Below are 19,673 nucleotides of genomic sequence, written 5' to 3'. Positions count from 1 at the left end.
ATAACTTTTTATAGAATCATGCCCATAATACAACATTTCCCTGATCCTGGAAGCCGAAATTCAAGATTGTTGTATAAAATGCAGGATTTCAGCGTTTACAAGCGACTTAGCCGGAATATTCTTGTATTTTATACAACAATCCTTCCGAACACCCGGTTAACTATGAATCAGAGTTGCAGAAAGTACAACATTTAGGTCTAGAGTGCTTCCTAAAAGTCTCCATTCTGCCGGTAACGAATCCAATGGTAGGAATTGTTGCCTGTGTTTCAGTCCCGTTGTGTGAGCGCTAACTTGTATGACAAACAGCGGATCTCCGCCCGGAGATCCGCTGTAAATTGGTAACATTCTATTCTCAGGCCATTGAATGCCGCAACTTCATCTTAACTTACTCCTCATACCTGCGCAGTACGATGACCGCATTATGTCCGCCGAAGCCAAAGGAATTGGAGATCCCGATCTTCAGATCCGCCTGACGGGCATGGTTAGGAACATAATCCAGGTCGCAGAATTCGTCAGGCTGCTCCAGATTGATTGTCGGCGGAATCAGGCCTTCCTGCATGCTTTTGAGCAGGGCGATCGCTTCCAGGCCGCCGGCTGCTCCGAGCGCATGTCCGGTCATTGATTTGTTCGCTGTTACTGGAATCCGGTAGGCGTCATCGCCGAACAGCTTCTTGATTGCCATGGTCTCAGAACGGTCTCCGACGATCGTACTGGTCGCGTGGGCACTAATTACATCCACCTCCGTCGGAGCGATTCCAGCCTCTCTCAGCGCCATCTTCATCGCCTGGTAGGCACCTATGCCCTCAGGATGAGTGGCTACCATGTGATAAGCATCAGAGCTGGCGCCATAACCGGTTACTTCGCCATAGATTACAGCATCCCGCTGCAAGGCATGGGAGAGCGACTCCAGGATCACAATTGCGCCGCCTTCCCCGATGACAAAGCCGTCCCGGCTCTGGTCAAAAGGCCGGCTGGCCTTCTGCGGCTCCTCATTGCGGGTGGATAGGGCGGTTGCATTGCCGAAGCTGGCCAGGGCAATTTCGGTCACCGACGCTTCGGCACCCCCGGCGAGAATCGCATCGGCTCCGCCGTAACGGATCAGGCGGAAGGCTTCGCCGATGGCCGTGTTACCAATCGAGCAGGCAGTGACCGGCGAGAGGGTCGGCCCTAAGGCTCCAAGCTTAATGCTGATCATTGCTGCTGCCATATTAGAGATCAGCATCGGGATCAGGGTTGGACTTACCCGCTCCGGGCCACGCGAGCGCAGCAGATCACCCTGCTCCATCAGGGTCTGGATGCCGCCTACTCCGGAGCCTACGTAGACTCCCAGACGTTCGCGGTCGATCCTGTCAAGCTGCAGGCCCGAATGCGCCCAGGCCTCCTCGGCAGCGGCAAGCGCGAACTGGCTGAACCGGTCCATGCGCCGCGCTTCCTTGCGGCCGAATCTGGCATCAGGATCGAACTCCTGTACAGAGCCGGCAATTTTGGTCTTAAAATGTGCTGTATCAAAAGTGGTAATCGGAGTGATCCCCGATTCACCAGCAGCCAAGCGGTTCCAGAATTGTTCTACGGTATTGCCAAGCGGCGAAATTACGCCCATCCCTGTGATCACTACGCGTTCCATACGATAATCCTCCTAAAAGTTATGTGAGCATAAACTTAAGTTTTGTAAGTATAACCGGATGCTTTCTAGACCTATTGTTCCACTTAACTTATCCTATTACAAGTTGTAGTTTATACTAGTATAATTACTACTACACTAATAGGCAGACCAACCGGAAGGCAGGGAGATTCAATGTCCAATCAGAACAGGCTGCAAGCATTATCCGATTTCCTGAAATCCAGACGTGCGGCCATCTCGCCGGCAGCGGCAGGATTGCCGGAAGGATCGCGCAGAAGGACGCCGGGACTAAGACGCGAAGAGGTGGCACAGCTGGCCGGAGTCAGCAATACCTGGTATACGTGGCTTGAGCAGGGGCGTGATATTAAAGTATCTCCATCCGTTCTGGATTGTATTGCCGCAGCTCTGCGGCTGACCAAGGATGAGCGGAGCTACTTATTTGCCCTGGCCCTGGACAACGGGCCGGGAAGTATGATTTATCCTCAAGAGGAGAGCTCAGTGATTCATCCGTCCCTGCAGAAGATCCTGCAGGAGCTGAAGAGCTGTCCGACAATCATCTCGGACCGGCACTGCGGCATTGTCGGCTGGAATGAGGCGGCCGCACATGTGTTTCTTGATTTCGCCAAGCTGCCGCTGGAGCAGCGCAATATGATCTCCCTGTTATTTGTACGCAAGGAATTCAGACGGCTGGCCGTGAACTGGGAGCAGTTTGTCCGGGGGTACCTGTCGATTTTCCGCGCCTATTACGGACAATATCTGGAGGACCGGTGGTATGATGATTTCATTGCTGAGATGAAGGATCAGCATCCGGAGTTCAATCAGCTATGGGAGGAGAGCCGGGTAAGCTCCGCTCCGGACGTAGTACTGGAGTTCCGGCATGCCAAAGCCGGCAAAATGCTGTTCCATTTAACCTCGCTTCAGGTGCAGGGCAGCACGGATCTGCGCTGCAGCATCTACACCCCCGCAGGAGATTCCAATACAGAATCCAAGCTGAAGCAGCTGATGGAGCCTGAATCTTAGGGTGATAGATATTCTTTATGGATTCATAAAAAACTATAAATATGCAATATCGAATTTGACGTTTATACTCCTTATATGATGAATCATTTCCTGCGGGATCGTAAAAGGGGCAAAGGTCAATGGCTAAAGTAACCGGATTGGAAGGCGTAGTTGCCGGAGAAACTGAAATCGGATTGGTCGATGGGGAGAAAGGACATTTGGTATACCGCGGTTATTGGGCCAAAGAGCTTGCGGTAAGCAAAAGTTATGAGGAAGTGGCTTATTTGCTCTGGAACGGGCATCTGCCGGATGCAGAGGAGCTGGCGCTGCTGAAGGCACAGATGGCAGAGGAGAGAGTCATTCCAGAATATCTTTGCAAGATGCTGGATCTGTTTCCTGCGTCGGTACCGCTTATGCTGGTGCTGCAGAGTGCAGTTGCCGCACTAGGCGATAAAGAGAATACAACCTGGCCGCCAACGCTGAAGCAAGCGGTACGGCTGACGGCTGTTCTACCGGCGATCATCGCGTACAGAGCCCGCAGCCTGCAGGGCCTGGCACCGCTGGATTCGCTTCCTGAGCTTGGCCATGCTGCGAATTATCTGTATCTGCTGACAGGAAAGCTGCCGGAGGAAGCCCATGTCAAGGCGCTCAGTGCCTATCTGATCCTCTGCATGGAGCATGGCATGAATGCTTCGACTTTTGCCGGCCGGGTGGTGCTCTCGACTGAATCAGATATCTGCGCGGCGGTATGCGGAGCCATCGGGGCGATGAAAGGACCGCTGCATGGCGGTGCACCTTATGAAGTAATCTCAATGCTGGAGGATATCGGAACGGTAGAGCGGGCAGAGCCTTGGCTGCGCAATGCGCTGGATAACGGGACGAAGCTGATGGGCTTTGGACACCGCATCTATAAGACTAAGGACCCCCGTGCAGAAGCGCTGCAGATTGCCACGCTGGAGATGATCGGCAAGGATGCATCGTTTGACCTTGCGCTGCATGTGGAAGCTACGGCGATTGCACTGTTGGAGGAATACAAACCGGGCCGGAGACTGTTCACTAACGTCGAGTTTTATGCCGCAGCGATTCTGAAGGCGCTGCAGCTCTCACCGGAGATATTTACTCCAACGTTTACGGCTGGTAGAATTGTCGGCTGGACGGCCCATATTCTGGAGCAAGCGGCCAATAACCGGATTTTCCGTCCGCAATCTACGTATATCGGACCGATGCCTGAATCGGAGGTTGTATCATAACAGCACAAAAACATCCCCGGCCGTCAAACAGCCGGAGATGTTGAGCAAGGGAATGTTAATGAGAGAGTATGAGGGGGGATACTCTGACATTAGATTAGAAATCAGAGGTTGCAACTTCGATGGTGCCGAAGACTGCGCCTGCAGCAGTACTGAGAAGAGCAGCAACAAGCAGCAGGTTTACAGAAACTGTGAGACTGTTCAGCGCAGGAATAGTATAAGTGACGACTGGAGCATTGACTCTGTAAAGAACAAGGTCCACAGGGAAACCGGAGTTGTTATTTACAGTTACAGCCGCGTTGATGCCTCCAGCCAGATTCTCATAATAAGATTTACCAACGCCTGCAGCCAGGTTGAAGAATTGTTGCGGTAACAAGATTGCCAAGGTAATGACCTCCTTTTTCGTTTGATAGGATATCATATTCGCCGAAACTATGATTGCTGTAACGAATGTCTTGGGAGATTAGCGCATTTTAATAGGGTAGGAGTTAGAATTTAATAGAAGAAGAGCCTCTACCCATGGCGGGCGGAGGCTCTTTGCGGTTCGATTACTCTATGGATTAGGTCTATGACCTATGAAGCTGGTGTAATATACGCCTTATCTTTGGACCGTTTGCCGTAGAAGCGGTATAGGATAAGCCCGAAGAGCATTCCGGCAAAAGACATGGCTGCTATGCTCAAGTAGAGCACTCTGCCGCCGTAAGCCTGATAGATTGCACCTCCGGCATAGGAGGCCAGAATACCGGACACTCCGAAGAACAGCAAGGCCAGCACAGTCTGGCCAGTAGCCCGCCACTCCTCCGGCACAATGCTGTACAGGTACTGGATGGCTGCCGAATAGAAGACGGGGAACGTCAGCAATTGCAGAACCTGCAGGTAAGCCAGCAGCTGCGGGTCACTGATCCAGGCTGAGAGGAAGAAGCGAATGAAATAGAATGCGCTTGAGAAGGAGATGATAATCAGCTCCTTGCCCTTGCGCAGCCACCAGAAGCTTAACGCGAAGACTACAATCTCGCTGATAGCAGCTATGAAAAAGGACTGGCCTACCAGTGCAGATTTGCCGCCCAGCTCCAGAATGTAGACCCCGATAAAGGTGTCGTTCATCCGTGCCGGAACGGAGCTTATAAAGATGAGAACCAGGAACAACAGGGTTTCTTTGTTATTCAGGAACTGTTTGAGGCTGCCTAGGGTAACCGGTTTGCCTGTTACAGGTGCATCCGGCATCCTCCAGCAGAGAATGAGGCCAAGCAGGCTTGTTCCTGCGAACAAGATCCCGAGACCGCCAGCGCCGAAATACAGCAGACAATAGCCTGTCAGCAGGGACATCACGCCATAGCCAAGCGCACCATAGGTGCGGATGGAACCGTAGCTGATTCCCGCGGATTCAGCAATCCGGAAATTCAGGCTCTCGGTCAGCGGGTCAATCGGCATCAGGAAGAAATAGAGCAGCATGGCGATCAGAATCAGCTGAATATAGCTGCCCGAATGATATAGCAGATAACCTGTGACCGCTGAGCATAGCAGCAGGAGCAGCAGCACTCTGCGGATCGTCCGTGTTTTGTCGCTGATCATGCCCCACAGAGGCTGGGCAATGATGGTGATGAACCCGCCGGTCCCGATGACGAAGCCAATCTGCGCCGGACTTAAGCCCTGGCTGTCCAGATAGACTGGAAGGAAGGGGATGAACATCGCCAGCAGGGCGAAGTACAGAAAGTTGAAGCTGCGCAGTAAATTAGGGGTGTTCATAGCATTAGTGAAACCTCGTTTTTCATAGATTATGTTTAGGCAAGCCTAATTATTGTATCATGGTCAAGTCTTTCCGGGGACGGATAATATGGTACACTGGAAGTAATTCTAGTGAATGGTAAGGAGAATGACAACGATGAAGCTGGTGTCCTGGAATGTAAATGGTCTGAGAGCTTGTGTGAATAAAGGGTTTAACGAATATTTCCGGGAAAGCGCCGCAGACATCTTCTGTGTGCAGGAAACGAAGCTTCAGGAGGGTCAGATTGTTCTGGACCACGGTGAGGAGTATTCGCAGTACTGGAATTATGCCCTCAAAAAAGGATATTCAGGTACAGCCGTCTTCACCCGGATTAAACCGCTGTCTGTCAGATACGGTCTGGACAAGGAGACCGAAGACGAGGGGAGAATTATTACCCTGGAATTTGCAGACTTCTATCTGGTGAATGTATACACTCCGAATGCCAAACGGGATCTGTCGAGACTGGATTACCGGATGGAATGGGAGGATGAGTTCCGCAATTATCTGCTGAAGCTGGATGCGCATAAGCCGGTTCTCGTCTGCGGGGATTTGAATGTGGCCCATCAGGATATTGATCTCAAGAATGCCAAATCCAACCGCGGGAATTCAGGCTTCACCGATGAAGAACGCGGAAAGATGACAGAGCTGCTGGAGGCCGGGTTCGTTGATACTTTCCGGTATTTCTATCCTGAGCTTGAAGGTGCCTACAGCTGGTGGTCCTATATGCCGAAGGTAAGAGAGAAGAATGTAGGCTGGCGGATCGACTATTTCCTCGCTTCCTCGCGGCTGGCCCCGCGCCTTCTGGATGCAGGGATAGAGTGCAATATTCTCGGCAGTGATCATTGTCCCGTAGTCCTTCATCTTGCCGATGCGGCGGAAGTGTAGATTTATTCGTTGTACAAAAGAACATAAAAGAACAGAGGCGGTATCCCCGGTTGCGGGGTACCGCCTCTATTTGTAACATCAATCAGCTTCTCCGGCCGTGTCAAGAAGCGGCGGACGCCGGTGTTTCGTGGCCTGCTCGAAGCTGTAAGCAATGCCGATCAGCACGGCTTCGCTGAAGGCTGAGGCGGAGAAGGTGACCCCCTGCGGACCGTTGGTGATATAGCCTCCCGGTGCAGTTATCCCGGTAGTGGTATATCCGGCCGGGACTGTAATGAGCGGATAGCCGGCTCTGGCTGCCAGGTCAGTGCCGTGAAATCCGGCAAACATGATGGCATCCAGACCGTAATGCTCCAGTGCATAATCGATGCCTTGTCTGCCAGCCATGGACCGGGAGAACTGCAGCTGCTCCAGATATTCCTGCTCCGTAATCTCGTCTCCGGAAGTATCCAGCCATTCAAGCGTTCCCTGACCATATTTCAGCGCCTGTGCGCTGTGCAGGTTGTTGAATTCGATTAACTCCTGCAGGGAATGCACCGGGATAGAAGCAGGCAGGCCGCTTAAATAACGGTTTAAGCCTTTTTTGAATTCATATTGCAGAATAACTGCATTCCACTCGGCATTCTGGCAAGGAAGCTCAATGGGATCAATGACTTCAGCTCCAAGTTCTTTAAGAACAGCTATGGCAGATTCCATCAGGAGCAGAGCCTCCTCATCCAAATCCTTATAATAGAATCTCGGGATACCAATCCGTTTGGATTTCACGTATTCAATATCCAGAGAGGCAGTATAATCCTGTCTGCCTGCTGTCCCATCCGATGAAGCCCTGTGGGGATGCTCTCCGGTACCGGCAATGATACTGAGGAGGAGTGCGGCATCCGATACGGTTCTGGCCATCGGACCGGCGGTATCCTGACTGCCGATCCCCGGTATAATCCCTGCATTGCTTACCAGCCCCCACGTAGGTTTGATGCCGGCAAGCGAGTTCTGGGCAGCCGGACAAATGATGGACCCCGAAGTTTCCGTGCCGAGAGCGACAGCTGCCAGGTTAGCGGCAACGGCCGCAGCACTTCCCGAGCTGGAACCGCCAACGAACAGCTCACCTGGCCCATAAGGATTCAGCACCAGTCCGCCGCGTGAGCTGTATCCCGCCCACATGGTGGGCGACATGAAGTTGGCCCACTCCGTCATATTTGCTTTTCCCAGAATCACTGCGCCTGCAGCCCGCAGCTTATTAATGACTACGGCATCTTCAGCAGCCCTGTAATCTGCTAATGCCAGCGCTCCCGCACTGGTGTGCAGCTTGTCCGAAGTAGCGATATTATCCTTAACAAGTACGGGGATTCCGTGCAGCGGACTGCGTATTCCCTTATCCCGGCGTTCCTGATCGAGCCTCCGGGCAATCTCCTGTGCATCCGGATTAATCTCCAGAACAGCATGAAGCAGACCATCATACCGGTTGATCCGCTCTAAGTATAGCCGGGTTAGCTGCTCGGAGGTTAAATTGCCCTGCTCCATTTCCTGCTGCATGGCTGTTATATCCGCTTCAATCATCCATTCCTGCCACTCCCGGGCGGGGGGGTGAATGTTGCTGAGGGGGCTGCTGCTAAGCTCTGCATCATTATTTTTCATGGCTGTTTTCTTCCCTCTATACATAGAATTTTAGTTGGCCAGCGTCTCAGCGGCAGCTGCCGGCTGCGGGCCCGGCCAGGTAATCACATTGCGTGTCCGGCTCCACTCTTCATAGAATAGCGGGCGGTCACGCTTAAACATCCGCAGCAGCAGATGAATGAAGAAGATCAGATCGGCAAGCGCGGCTGTAATTTGTATAACGGTAGACCCTGCTGTGCCGAGATCAAGCATTAATGCAGAATCAAGGATCAGGAAGTTTATCCCCCCAAGCAATCCATAGAGTAGTCCATACCTCACCCACACCATCCATAATTTGAGCGGACCGCCATCCGCACTGCCCAGCCGGATACGCACCACCCATTTGCCGAGCGTCCGCCCTCCGGTTAAGGGAGGAACGATCAGGAAATACACAACACTGACTGCCCAGAATGAAATATTCAGAGATAGCTGATTGAGCAGAAGTGCCGCCGAGATCCATAGTCCAGCATCCAGCAGGCAAGCGAGGCCTCGGCGTGTGTAGGTAACCTTTTTGGCGGATAAATCCTCCTGGCTGTCCAGCTGTTCAATCCGCGGCAGCAGTCCGGAGATCCATAAGGCAATCCGGAATCCGGCAATTCCGCCGAACGTATTGGTGATCAGGTCATCGACATCAAAGATCCGGTAAGGATGGTCGAAGAAACCGTAAATCCCGGTAATCTGTGTAATCTCAAACAATAGCGATAGCCCGAAGGAAAGCATGATGCACACGACCCAGCGGGTCCGGAAATAGTAGCCCAGAAACAGCCCGAAAGGTAGGGTCAGCACAACATTGAAGGCAGCCAGCAGGAAATCCGTTTCACGCAGTACGTTTAGATAGCTTGACGGGTCATTACGCGAGAGATGTGTATTGCGCAAGATGTCCTGAATGAACTGCAGCGGCACAGGCTGGAGCATATGCCCGGTAGGCGCAGCGTTATGGCGTGAGTCCGGCATGGGCAGCAGCACCAGGAAAAAGGCGTTCAGCAAGTATAGGAGCAGCAAATAGAGGATTAGCGCCCGAATCTTGTTGATATAACCGTGCCGGCGGTATTGAACGATCAGGAACGGCAAAGTGAAGAGCAGCGCCGCTAACGGAAAAGCCATAAATGCATAAGAGATCGGAAAAAGATAGGATTGAAACATGGTTCACCTGCTGCCCTAGTTTTTGTCTGAACGATTTCTCGATAGGATGCTAAACATTATGTATGAGACCCCGGTTCTTAACGTTGCAGACTATTTCCCCTATTATAACTTGCTTGAACCGACTTCAGTATAGAATTAAACCTGGGCTTAATCCATGGAATTAATCATTCTATCCGTTCTTTCCTGCATACATATGAGGAGAGGAGCGTGAGACAAGATGGAGAAGAAGGTACAGCAGTATTATAAATTGAAGACCAGGCAGAAGGAGCTGGAAAAGGAGCTGGCCGGGCTGAGGCAGGATATTCTGGCCTATTTTGCTGAACAAGGCAAGGCGGAGTCGGTTATCGGCAGCTACAAAGTGAAGCTTGTCACGCAGAACCGGAAGGAATATGATGATGATAAGCTTTACCAGACATTGTCAGATCCGGAACTGTGGAGGCTGCTCTCTAAGGCAGACCCGGCCAAAGTAGCGAGTCTCACGAAATTGAAAGTGATTGACGAAGAGAAGATTTCACATACGTATGATGTGAAGACAATTACGCTGCTGCAGGTGGATAAACAGTAGATTCTGCATTACCGGAGACGGAGGGGGAATGCACTTTCCGTTTCCGGTGCAGCAGGTCCGGGAGATCAGGAGTTAAAAGTACATAATATTGAGCTGCTGCAGCCGGGAGATTAATATGATTGGAGGGGGATGGAAATGAACAGGACAAGGCCCGGAGTGAAGAAGGCCCGGTTTCGCCTCGTTGCGGGAGTGCTGCTCATTATCGCTCTAGGATTGCTTGCCTTTTTTACAGGGAGATTTCTTCCGGACGGGAGAAGCTTCAGGCATGGCAAAAGGTATTTAGTCTAACGGTTCATGCTGCAGACGGAACTCCGGAGCTGGCGCAGCCGGATCGTGAGGCTTCTTATGGAAGCTACCGTGTCACCGACAGCAAGGCACCCGGATATACGCTGATTGTTAATGCTGAAGATGCGGATGAGATCAGGCTGAGTGCAAGTACGGGCAGCTTCATACGCTGGAATGCGCCAGACTATAAGGTGAATCAGGTTGGTAAGGAGATTACTATAGCGCCGGGTGAGACGATCTATTGGACTCCGCTAACAGGAGAATCACCGGAGAGGATTATAGAGAGTGAGCTGACAATGTCTGCTTACCGGCATAACTCGGTGTTCAGCGAAGCCCGGTTTATTATCCGGAGTGATGAGAGCGGCGTCTATACAGGAAAATGGGCAGTGGGGGATTAACTGATCGCCACATGCCCTTTTTTGCGTTAAAATAACAAGTGGGTTTGTTCAAAGTAAGGCAAGAATCATTCATAGACGGAATAGATACGGAGGAAGAGAAGACATGAAGGATTTTGATCTGATGCTGGAGAAATATGCAGAGCTTGTGGTAAAGGTTGGCGTGAACGTGCAGCCAGGGCAAGTGCTGATGGTGCATGCACCGCTGGAGACCGTGGAGCTTACCCGGCTGATCGTGGGCAAAGCTTATGAGGCAGGGGCTAAATATGTGCTTGTGGACTGGGATGATGAAGCGGTAACGCGCATCCGTTATGAGAAGGCGTCTGAGGATTCCTTCGGATATTACCCGCAGTGGCATGCGGACATGCTGGAGGGATTCGCTGAAGAAGGCGGGGCTATATTACATATAAAGGTACCGGACCCTGAGCTGTTCCGCGGAATTGATTCCGCCAAAGTCTCCACAGCGGTTAAGGCTGCTGCAGTAGCCCGCAAGAAATATCAGAACTATACCCGCAACAACAGAATCAGCTGGTCGCTGGTCAAGGCACCTACACGTGCCTGGGCGGACAAGGTATTCGCTGATCTGCCGGAAGAGGGCCGGATTGAGGCAATGTGGGAAGCGGTGTTCCAGATGAACCGTGTGGGCAGCGAGGACCCGGTTGCTGCTTGGCGCAGTCATATCGGTGACCTGAAGCAGAGCCAGGAGCGGATGAATGCCAAACGGTATAAAAGCCTGCATTACCGTGCACCGGGCACGGATCTGCGCGTTGAACTGCCTGAAGGCCATCTGTGGCGCGGCGGCGGAGGCGAGAATGCCGGCGGTGTATATTTTGTAGCGAATATGCCTACGGAAGAGATCTACACGATGCCGCATCGCACCGGAGTAAATGGTACTGTTAAAAGCACCCTTCCGCTTAATCTGAACGGACGGCTGGTGGATGGAATTACGGTTACCTTTACGGACGGCAAGGTTACGGCCTATGATGCTGAATCTGGGCGTGAGCATCTGACCTCGCTGCTGGACACGGATGAAGGGGCCTCTTATCTTGGGGAGGTGGCACTGGTGCCGCATGATTCTCCGATCTCCCGGCTGAACAGAGTGTTCTATAATACCGGGATCGATGAGAATGCATCTTGTCATTTCGCCCTAGGCAGTGCGTATCCGGTTAACATTGAAGGCGGGACTTCCATGACAAGCGAAGAACTGATTGCCAGGGGAGCCAATGTCAGCCTTACACATGTCGATTTCATGATTGGCTCGGCGGAGCTTGATATTGACGGGGAACTGGCCGATGGGACCATCGAGCCTGTGTTCCGCCAAGGCAATTGGGTACTGTAGCTGTAGAATAACCGGCAGCACGTCTGCTGCACATCACAAGAAAGGCCGCAACTTTTCCCGCTCAGCGGGGAATGCGGCTTTTTTTGTGATAATAATTGCCGCAGGATAAAACTGTTTGTGATACCTCTCCGTCTAATTCATGTAAAAGTGATGGAGAGGAGAGGGAGAGATGACGATGTCCGGGGCAGAGATGAAACGGGTTGCTGCCGCTGTGCCGCATGAAGAGACGGATTTTGTTAAGGCGGTTATGGAGCACAGCGATCAGCTGTATCATATTGCATACAGTTATCTGGGCAACCGCAACGATGCACTGGAAGCCTTGCAGGAAACAACCTGCCGGGCCTGGATGAAACGAAGAACCCTAAAAGATCCCCAGGCCTTCAAATCCTGGCTGATACGGATATTAATCTATGTCTGCATTGACGAACAGCGGAGAAGGAAGAGGGCAGTCCCAACCGCAGCGGAGAATATGATGGAGCCGGTCATTCATAACAGCACTCATACTATGGAGATGCAGTGGGCGCTCTTGCAGGTGAAGCTGAAATACCGTCATGTGCTGCTGCTCAAATATTACAATGATATGACCTTGGCTGAAATCGCCGTCCTGCTTAAGAAGCCGGAAGGAACAGTCAAAACCTGGCAGCACAAAGGTCTGAAGCAGCTTAGGATGATTATGAAGAACCGGGGTGAATGGAATGAACAGTAGCAGGGAAGAACAGGCGATGTTGTCTGATGCGGTCCGTATACACGAGGCAGCTGAAGCGGACGCCGGAGGCAATGCGATCAGAATGGCAGTTCAGGCGGGAATGGAGAGCGGACGCAGGAGAAGCTGGCAGGGCAGATTCACCAAAGGTTCCTTTTTCGGCCTGGCTGCCGCTGCGGTTGCCGCAATGATCCTATTTTTCATTCCAGTAATCCACGATTCTACATCGCATACTGCCGCACCTCCTGGAGTAGTGAATTGGGGAGAGCTGGAAAAGTTTAAACGGCTCAATTCTTTTGATATGGAGGCGGCGACTCTGGATTCAGCTATCCGGCATGATTATATCCAGATGATTAATCAAAGTGCCGCTAGCGGAGATTATAAGATTACATTGAATGCCGTTACAGCGGATGAGAACCGGATTATCTTTTTGTATACCGCAGAAGTGGCTGAAGGGCAGGAGGTCTATGGTACCAGCAGTGCACGAATGAAGGATATATCAACAGGACAATATTTGGAGAACGGTGGCGGAATCGGGGGCAATGCGACGGCTTCTGGCCTGCTCAATAACCGTATTTACTACGGCCGAAGCATTATTAATCTGGACCGGAACAAGCCGTTCCCGGAACAGCTGGAAGCGGATTTCCAGATCGCCTCTGTGGACACCGGCAAGCTTGGTCAGCCGAAGACAGGGACAATTGTAGCCGACATGCATTATTCTCCCAGACTCAAGGTCAACTTCAAACTGGACCCGAAATTTAAAGAGCAGCAAACTGTCATTGTTCAGCCGGACGAAGACTTCTTCCTGGACGGGATCGAAGTGACACTGGAGAAGGTTGAAATCTCACCACTTCTGATCCGGACGATGATTAGAATTAAGAATGAGTCAGATATTACCTGGCAGAACAGGCAAAATATATTTGAAGTTGTATACGGGAATGAAATTCAGTCTGTTACTAAATATGGAACTGTCCATCTGGGAATGACTGTGGGGTCCGGAACTTATGAGGGGTTTGAACGGAGATACGGCAGCAATCTGCTGGATCAGCCCGAGTCCCTGAATTTGATTCTGAAGACGGGCACAGGTAAGAATGCCAAGGAAATAAACCTGCCCATTCTGCCGTAAAATATGATGAGAAAAGGCTGACCGCCGGGATTTTTAGGTAAGAATGCCAAGGAAATAAACCTGCCCATTCTGCCGTAAAATATGATGAGAAAAGGCTGACCGCCGGTATTTTCAGCGCGTCAGCCTTTGTGCTGTGTGAACTGTGAAGTGTCTAAGTTAACACTCATTCAATCCGGTTATTAAACCGGAAGGCAAGCATATTTCCGTCGAAGGTCTCTCCGGTGCTCTCTGTATATTGACCCTGCGTATAGCGGGAGACCGTCTTCCGCCAGAATTTCTGTCCGGTTATATTCCTCGCCGCCGGATTGGTGAACAGCTCCCATTCGCCCCGGAACCGCTCAAACACCTCCACAGCCGCTTGCTCCGCGATACCATTCCCCCTGAAGGGCTGCAGCAGAAAAAAGTCATTCACGAAATAATTAACCCCCTGCGCGCAGTGTGGCGGAGTGGCAATCAGTGCGAACCCGGCCGGCAGTGAATCCACTCGTATCAGAAAAGGGTAGAGAATCCCGGGTTTCTCCCACCAGATATTCTGCACTTCATACTGGTCTGCCAGTGTGCGGCATTCGTCATCATCCTCAAATATACCGTGGCGGTTAGGGGTATGTCCTTCCACAAGTCCGTAATGTCCCGACAAATCATGCAGATAGAGCGGGTACATATTTTTGATGATATAGGCTTCATTCGCTCCGGTAAGCTTTACTTCAATGTTCATATCCTGCCTGCTTTCTAAGCGTATTGGGTAACAACAACTATTAAAACTTTATACCGGAAGTTCTATTCTTTCTAGTGAGATCTCTGTTATAAAATAAACTTTATCTATTGTGGCGGAGCTTGGCTGGAAATGATAACGATTATCAATTAGAATAAGATTATTAAATTTTTGAGCTGACTGCATCAATATTTAAGCCCGGGGCAGCAGCTTTCTCAGGAGGAATAGATCAATATGTACGTGCAAACCAGATCCATCGTTGTAGAAAAAGGCAACAGTAGCGCCGTAGTAGAACGCTTCAGCAAACCGGGGGCACTGGAGGAAATGGACGGGCTGATCGATGTCAGCGTGATGGTCAATAAGAAGAGTAAGGAGCATGAAGAGGTTCTCCTGCTGATCCGCTGGGAATCGGAGGAAGCCTGGAAGAACTGGGAGAAGAGTGATGCACATCTTCAAGGCCACAAGAACAGCAGAGGGCAGGAGAAGCCTGCTTATATCATTAGCACTACAGTAAATATGTATCATGTGCAGACGGTAAAAGAGGGCAAGGCTTACGGGAAACGCTCCTAAACCGGGCTAATTCAGCACACATCTCTCAGACTACTCTATATCCTGACGGCCTTGGTTCAGGCTTGATTTAGAAAATCTGGGATGAAAAGATATAAGACTGCCATATATATGGGTAATTAATACAGAAAAGCGGGGACCGGCGCATAGGCTGATCCCCGCTTTTATTGCGTGTGGTAGGTACGGTATCGAAGATTATACTAGAGACTGTATGTTATAAAGGATCTGTTCCTATATATGCCTCCAGCAGTTCCCTTGAGGTTTTGCCTATCAGCAGGTTGCCGTCACTGGTCCATTTCAGCAGACGTCCCCTCTCCAGCTTCACGGCTTGCCGGGTCTTCTGATTAAGCAGCCAGATATCCGAATTCATGCCTTGAACCGCATAATACACGGGCTGGTCTCCAGGCTCGGGGAGGAAGTGCAGCTCCTCCGGGAATTTCACCTTTCCGGCGGATTCCTCAAATAGCAGCAGCAGGTCAGCGGGAAGGGAAGGCTTCTCCAAGAACTCGGTTACCCCAGTATCCGTATGAACCAGATTCACTCCACCGTTGCCATATTGCTCATATCCGCTGACCGGAACTGTGAGGACACCGGGATCTTTCCAGGCCATCGGATAAATAAACAGAAATCCGTCACTGTGGCTTTGGACGCTGGCCTTCGGTTTGCTGAATACTTCTTCGCCCTTACGGTTCAGCACAATCAAATCGGCGTCAGGACCTATATATGGCTCAGAGGCAACAAGCAGGGCAGCTTGGCTGTTATCAGGGGATGCGGTGAGTCCATAGACCGGCCGCTTGGCAGAGTACAGCTTTTTGGTTTCTCCGGTTGTAATATTCACCAGGTATAAAGTGCGGTTTCCTTTGACGGCGAAAATCTCATCATTCAGCAGCCGGTCAGCATAGAGCACATCATTGCCGTAGTCATTGCCGTAGGGGGGTTCCTCGCCGGACCATTGCGGCGCCGGCCAGGATGTTATGCTTCCGTCCTCCGCCAGAAGCTCAGGCTGCTCACTGCCGATGTGGTAGATAAGCAGCTGCTGCTGTTCGTTCAGGCCGGTCTTTACCGGTTGAAACAAGTTAATGGCTGCTGAAGCCCATTCTCTTATAACCTCTCCCTGTTTGCTGACAAGCCGGACACCCCGGAAGGAATCTGCCGGATCCGGCACAGCCGACGCAGCAGGGGCTACGGTAACTCCATGAGCAGACGGGGAAACGGCAGGTTCAGGTGTGCTTGTGGGCACCGTTCCCGTGAATCCGGGAGCAGCGGATGAGGAAGAAGGCTTAGGTGAACCAGCCTGCTCTGAACTGCAGCCGCCGAGTGCGGCAATGGATACAAGCAATAGCAAGAATAGCCTAATACTGCGGTTCATAGATTCACATCCATTTCCTATTATTGGGATAATGAATCCCTATTATTAGGAATAGACGCGGAAATCATTGTGAAGTTGCAGCCGAGCGAGGCAACTCGAAGCTCCAGTCGACGTCATTGAAGAGTTTGTCTGTGACTGTACGGATTAGCGTCAGCTCCTTCGGAATGGATTTCATACCGTCAACAATCAGATACACAAGATCGGAGTTTCCACTACTCTGGCCAAAGGTAACGAGATCCCCCTCCCGGTAGGAACCCCAGCGGATTACATCATACTCGGTGCCAGTGCCGTCCCGGGCCATCCATTTGTCCATATCGAATTCATTGCTGAATTTGCCGCTGACAGCCATCCAGGCCGACAGACCCGGCAAGGTCTGAGTCTCAGTGATCTTTATATTATTCACATTCAAGATATCGCCCTCTGCTGCAAAGACAGCAGGCTTTGTCTTCAACAGCGCCGGATTGAACGTTAATGAATCATCCGATTCAACAGGGATGGAGAAGCCGTCGAGTACGAAATAAATAGGCTCGCTGAGATATGGAAGTTCCGTTAAGTAATAACTCCAGTTCAATTGGAGATCATGACCGACGCTGTACATCTCAGACATTCCGCCATATTTAGTATTAATGAGCGATCCTACAATTTGACCTTTGGCATTCTCGAAATGATACCTGACACCCAGATTAACCCTGCGGTTCTCCGGAACTTGGGAGGCCAGCTCATCCTTCAGCAGGGTACTGAATTCAATTTTGGCACCGGCAGGAGAATGCGTGATGCCTTTCATCAGAATTTCCAGCCCTTCAGGTGTGGTGTAGCTGTATTTACTCAAATCAGTGTTCACGGTCAGAGCATTGGCGGTTGTCATGTCTGCAACATAACTGAAGCTCCAATTCCCCGAAATCCTATCATTGGTCTTGTAGTCCAGCATCAGCTCATGAATCTTCCCTTCAATGAATACGGTATCCCCGGGCTGTTCTCCTTTGAAATAATAGGTTAATAACAGATATTCAATCCTGAACTTATCGGGGCCGAGCTTAGTACTCATATGATTGATGCCCTGCAGGTCTCCAATTTCTAGCCCTTCCTCGTTACGGATCTGCAGCTGGGTGATATCAAACATATTCATCATTTCTTCATCAGGCTGCCCTTTGGCATCGGTGATTCTCAGATTTAGAATCATCCGGTTCGGGTCGGCAACAACCTCTTGAAGCGTCAGCGTATAGCCCTGATCCGTGACCTCAATATCAGGCAGCTTCACTACCCCGGCTTTCTTGGCTTCCAGCAGGTGATGGTCACTCCACTCGGAAGGCAGTATGAGCAGCCGCTGGGATTTGGCGGATTGTATCTGCTGTAGAGCAGATAAGTCCGGGAGCAGGAACAGCAGGACCGCCAGCGCAATGGCAGCTGTACCCAAGCCTGCCCATAGTACAGTATGCCGGAACCTTCTGCGGCTGGGATTTCCGGTAAAGCCAGCCATGGACCCGCTTGATGCAGGCAAAATCTCCGTCTGGCGGATTTGCTCCATAACACGCCCCGTGAAATCCTCATCCATCTGATGATCATCATAACCGGACAGAGACATCAGCATTTCTTCATCTGCCACATTATCGTGTGTGCGGTAATCCGATTTTTTCATTGGAATCCTCCTTCGGTTTCTGCCATTGTTTTTTGAGCTTCAAGCGGGCGCGGTGCAGACGGTTCTTCACCTGATGCAAGGTCATTCCCGTGATGGCGGAAATCTCCTCATAAGTCAATTCATTGGTATAACGCAGCAGCAGCACGATCCGGTAGCGTTCCGGAAGCCGGGCCAGCTTTTTTTGCAGCTCCAGCTTGTTTTCCTTGATCATATACCGCTCTTCAGGTGTCGGGGCCTGATCCCTCTCCTCCAGAATGGAGCCTCCCGAGAAAGAGAATGCCTTGCGCCGCTTCTGTGATCTGAACCGGTTGATGGCAATGGCGTAGAGCCAGGCGGCGAAGCTGGACTGTTCATTATGGCTGCGCAGCTTCTGATAGGCCTGAATGAAAGTCTCCTGCGCCAGATCCTGCGCATCCTGATGGCTCGCTCCGAGGCCCAGCAGCAGACGGTATAAACCGGATTTATACTGGTCTACCAGTATAGCAAAGGCCTCACGATTTCCGGCCAGTACCTCGGCAATTATGATTTCGGCATTGTCATGTTCCTTCATCTATTGCCTCCAAATGGACGTATTTACTTATAAGACGCGCGGATGGTCTGATCTTTCTCACTTTTTGTGCAAATATTTCGTATCCGGTCATCCAGGGGGCTGATTGGGTAATAGAATATGGATGTACTAATGTTCATCTATTACAGAGACATCCATTCTTTCGGGGAGGTTAACTGATGAAACGAAACCTATTTACACTACCGTTATGTACAAAAGGAGCTTTACTAGGCCTAGTTCTGATCTTTGGCAGCATTTTCACAGGAAATTCAACGCCTCAGGCCACTGCAGCGGCAGTTTCGGAGAAGCAGGCTGTGTACAACCAGTTTCAGCAGATCATTAAGAATCCCTCGGGTCTGATACAGGCGCGTAACTATCTGCTCAATCACATGGATGAAGCAGGCTCCTGGTATGCTACTGTAATGACGCTCCAGCTGGAGAATGCCCAGATTGCCCGGCTTGACACTTTCGCGGAGAAGCTCTACCCGGAGCGTGTTCAGCAGGCGATTGATACAGCTGCGGTCAAGGGCGGGCTAACCTACAGCGGATTGTCAGGTGCGGTTCAAGACAGCAGCATCCGGAAACTATTAATAGAATCTAGAGACACAGGTTATAAAATCGAGAGCAGTGAGGGAATGTATTATCCTATTATGCATTATGAGGGCTTCAAAGCGTTTAAACCGTATATTGCAAAAGATATTGCAGCCTATATTGATCTCATGGCTACAGAGAGCAACCGCCCGGCAACCTACGATGCCGGAATCGTCATTACGTGGGATGAGATTATAGCCAGAGCGGTAATTATGGAGGATTTTGTCCAGAGCTATCCGAAGTCCAACCGAGTCAGCGTTGTCCAAACTGAGCTGGGATACGCAGTGTCGAGAACGTTCTATGGGACGGACAACACTCCGGCTTATGATTATGAGGACGAAGCTATTGACCCTGCACTTAAAAAAGCCTATGAGAAGGTGCTGCTGGAGGAGCCAGGGGATAGCCGTGTTCTACAAATAATCCAGAAGCTGCTGCCTATGCTTGATGCCTCGGATGACCGCTTCACACCTCAAATTGAAAGCTATCTGAAGACTGCCCTGAAGGAATTTATTAAATGAACAGGTTCAATCC

The 19,673-nt window shown here is 51.0% G+C and carries 19 protein-coding genes; 10 read left to right on the top strand and 9 right to left on the bottom strand.

Annotated elements, in window-relative coordinates; genetic code table 11:
- Positions 1-385 precede the first annotated feature (385 nt).
- Positions 386-1,624 (bottom strand): beta-ketoacyl-ACP synthase II, encoded by a 1,239-nt coding sequence (gene fabF, locus QW71_RS21680; RefSeq protein WP_039303559.1) that lies wholly within the window; start codon positions 1,622-1,624, stop codon positions 386-388.
- Between the two features lie 171 nt (positions 1,625-1,795).
- Between fabF and QW71_RS21675 the strand changes: the two genes are divergently transcribed.
- Together QW71_RS21675 and QW71_RS21670 are read left to right on the top strand one after the other, a co-directional pair.
- The gene (locus QW71_RS21675) at positions 1,796-2,641 is read left to right on the top strand and encodes a helix-turn-helix transcriptional regulator (protein WP_039303556.1); all 846 of its coding nucleotides are present in this window, start codon (positions 1,796-1,798) and stop codon (positions 2,639-2,641) included.
- Positions 2,642-2,760: 119 nt separating this feature from the next.
- Positions 2,761-3,870, top strand: a complete 1,110-nt coding sequence (locus tag QW71_RS21670) for a citrate synthase/methylcitrate synthase (protein WP_039303553.1) — start codon at positions 2,761-2,763, stop codon at positions 3,868-3,870.
- A 94-nt stretch (positions 3,871-3,964) separates the two neighbouring features.
- On the opposite strand, the gene QW71_RS21665 is transcribed toward QW71_RS21670, so the two are convergent.
- Together QW71_RS21665 and QW71_RS21660 are read right to left on the bottom strand one after the other, a co-directional pair.
- Positions 3,965-4,252, bottom strand: coding sequence for a hypothetical protein (locus QW71_RS21665; protein WP_039303550.1), 288 nt, complete (start codon positions 4,250-4,252; stop codon positions 3,965-3,967).
- 188 nt (positions 4,253-4,440) lie between these two features.
- Positions 4,441-5,613 (bottom strand): MFS transporter, encoded by a 1,173-nt coding sequence (locus QW71_RS21660; protein ID WP_039303547.1) that lies wholly within the window; start codon positions 5,611-5,613, stop codon positions 4,441-4,443.
- Positions 5,614-5,749: 136 nt separating this feature from the next.
- Here QW71_RS21660 and QW71_RS21655 point away from each other — a divergent pair, with 136 nt between their 5' ends.
- The gene (locus tag QW71_RS21655; protein WP_039303545.1) at positions 5,750-6,517 is read left to right on the top strand and encodes an exodeoxyribonuclease III; all 768 of its coding nucleotides are present in this window, start codon (positions 5,750-5,752) and stop codon (positions 6,515-6,517) included.
- 78 nt (positions 6,518-6,595) lie between these two features.
- Here QW71_RS21655 and QW71_RS21650 read toward each other — a convergent pair whose 3' ends face one another.
- Together QW71_RS21650 and QW71_RS21645 are read right to left on the bottom strand one after the other, a co-directional pair.
- Positions 6,596-8,068, bottom strand: a complete 1,473-nt coding sequence (locus tag QW71_RS21650) for an amidase family protein (RefSeq protein WP_039303692.1) — start codon at positions 8,066-8,068, stop codon at positions 6,596-6,598.
- Between the two features lie 108 nt (positions 8,069-8,176).
- Positions 8,177-9,307, bottom strand: coding sequence for a VanZ family protein (locus QW71_RS21645; RefSeq protein ID WP_039303543.1), 1,131 nt, complete (start codon positions 9,305-9,307; stop codon positions 8,177-8,179).
- A 217-nt stretch (positions 9,308-9,524) separates the two neighbouring features.
- Between QW71_RS21645 and QW71_RS21640 the strand changes: the two genes are divergently transcribed.
- From QW71_RS21640 to QW71_RS21620, 5 genes are all read left to right on the top strand, one after another.
- Positions 9,525-9,872 (top strand): hypothetical protein, encoded by a 348-nt coding sequence (locus QW71_RS21640; protein ID WP_039303540.1) that lies wholly within the window; start codon positions 9,525-9,527, stop codon positions 9,870-9,872.
- Between the two features lie 119 nt (positions 9,873-9,991).
- On the top strand, positions 9,992-10,555 hold the full coding sequence (locus QW71_RS21635) for a hypothetical protein (RefSeq protein WP_039303537.1): 564 nt from the start codon (positions 9,992-9,994) through the stop codon (positions 10,553-10,555).
- A gap of 103 nt (positions 10,556-10,658) precedes the next feature.
- Positions 10,659-11,891, top strand: coding sequence for an aminopeptidase (locus tag QW71_RS21630; protein WP_039303534.1), 1,233 nt, complete (start codon positions 10,659-10,661; stop codon positions 11,889-11,891).
- Between the two features lie 169 nt (positions 11,892-12,060).
- A complete protein-coding gene (locus tag QW71_RS21625; RefSeq protein WP_047013906.1) occupies positions 12,061-12,597 on the top strand; it encodes a sigma-70 family RNA polymerase sigma factor in 537 nt (178 codons plus the stop codon).
- Positions 12,587-13,720, top strand: coding sequence for a DUF4179 domain-containing protein (locus QW71_RS21620; protein WP_083442660.1), 1,134 nt, complete (start codon positions 12,587-12,589; stop codon positions 13,718-13,720). Before QW71_RS21625 ends, QW71_RS21620 begins: the two co-directional genes overlap by 11 nt.
- A 163-nt stretch (positions 13,721-13,883) precedes the next feature.
- Here the strand turns inward: QW71_RS21620 and QW71_RS21615 are convergent, their stop codons facing one another.
- Complete coding sequence (locus tag QW71_RS21615; protein WP_039303528.1) at positions 13,884-14,435, bottom strand: hypothetical protein; 552 nt, start codon at positions 14,433-14,435, stop codon at positions 13,884-13,886.
- A 231-nt stretch (positions 14,436-14,666) separates the two neighbouring features.
- Here QW71_RS21615 and QW71_RS21610 point away from each other — a divergent pair, with 231 nt between their 5' ends.
- Positions 14,667-15,002: an antibiotic biosynthesis monooxygenase gene (locus QW71_RS21610; RefSeq protein WP_039303525.1), complete on the top strand. Its 336-nt coding sequence runs from the start codon at positions 14,667-14,669 to the stop codon at positions 15,000-15,002.
- Positions 15,003-15,213: 211 nt separating this feature from the next.
- Here QW71_RS21610 and QW71_RS21605 read toward each other — a convergent pair whose 3' ends face one another.
- The 3 genes from QW71_RS21605 to QW71_RS21595 form a co-directional block, all read right to left on the bottom strand.
- On the bottom strand, positions 15,214-16,368 hold the full coding sequence (locus tag QW71_RS21605) for a hypothetical protein (protein ID WP_039303523.1): 1,155 nt from the start codon (positions 16,366-16,368) through the stop codon (positions 15,214-15,216).
- Between the two features lie 64 nt (positions 16,369-16,432).
- The gene (locus QW71_RS21600) at positions 16,433-18,004 is read right to left on the bottom strand and encodes a DUF4179 domain-containing protein (RefSeq protein WP_039303520.1); all 1,572 of its coding nucleotides are present in this window, start codon (positions 18,002-18,004) and stop codon (positions 16,433-16,435) included.
- Positions 17,973-18,554: an RNA polymerase sigma factor gene (locus QW71_RS21595; protein ID WP_047013905.1), complete on the bottom strand. Its 582-nt coding sequence runs from the start codon at positions 18,552-18,554 to the stop codon at positions 17,973-17,975. Before QW71_RS21595 ends, QW71_RS21600 begins: the two co-directional genes overlap by 32 nt.
- A gap of 176 nt (positions 18,555-18,730) precedes the next feature.
- On the opposite strand from QW71_RS21595, the gene QW71_RS21590 reads away from it, so the two are divergent.
- Positions 18,731-19,660: a hypothetical protein gene (locus tag QW71_RS21590; protein WP_152679824.1), complete on the top strand. Its 930-nt coding sequence runs from the start codon at positions 18,731-18,733 to the stop codon at positions 19,658-19,660.
- Positions 19,661-19,673: the final 13 nt, after the last annotated feature.

Origin of the sequence: Paenibacillus sp. IHB B 3415 (assembly GCF_000802655.2) — a bacterium.
GTDB lineage: Bacteria > Bacillota > Bacilli > Paenibacillales > Paenibacillaceae > Paenibacillus_AQ > Paenibacillus_AQ phytohabitans.
This window is presented reverse-complemented; position numbering and strand designations above follow the sequence as displayed.